Origin of the sequence: Streptomyces sp. MMG1121, assembly GCF_001280015.1 — a bacterium.
Classification (GTDB): domain Bacteria; phylum Actinomycetota; class Actinomycetes; order Streptomycetales; family Streptomycetaceae; genus Streptomyces.
In genome coordinates this window covers 1-426 of the sequence record NZ_LGDV01000080.1, presented here as the reverse complement: position 1 = coordinate 426, position 426 = coordinate 1, and the positions used below count along the sequence as shown (strand labels likewise).

Annotated in this window: 1 protein-coding gene; it reads right to left on the bottom strand. The window is 76.5% G+C overall.

Going from position 1 to position 426, the window contains the following annotated elements:
• Window positions 1–203, bottom strand: a 203-nt coding sequence (locus tag ADK64_RS47040; RefSeq protein WP_234384503.1) for a hypothetical protein, incomplete at its 3' end; no start/stop codon positions are given.
• Window positions 204–426 lie beyond the last annotated feature (223 nt).

Sequence of the window (426 nt, the reverse complement as noted above, 5' to 3'; positions counted from 1 at the left end):
ACCCCGGCCCGCCCCCGCCGCGCACGCAGCGCCTCCCAGGGCTCGGCCTCACAGCGGGCCGACACCCAGGAGCCGACGCGGCAGGCACCGGGGGAGAAGCCGACGCAGCCGGCACCGGAGGAGAAACAGGACCAGGCGCAGCCGGAGGAGCAGCCGCCGGCGGAAGGAGAGGGCACGTCCAGCCCGGCCCGCCGGAGCACCACCCCGCGCAGCTCGGACGCCCCATGGCACCACGCCCGCCCGGCCTTCGACGAGCCCGCGCCCGGGACCGCGCCCGCGCCGAAGCCGAAGCCTGAGCCGGAGTCAGAGGTGACGCCGGAATCAGAGGTGACGCCGAAGCCGGAGCCTGAGCCGGAGTCAGAGGTGACGCCGAAGCCGGAGCCTGAGCCGCAGCGCGGGCAAGCCGAATCCCCCACCCCCGAAGCC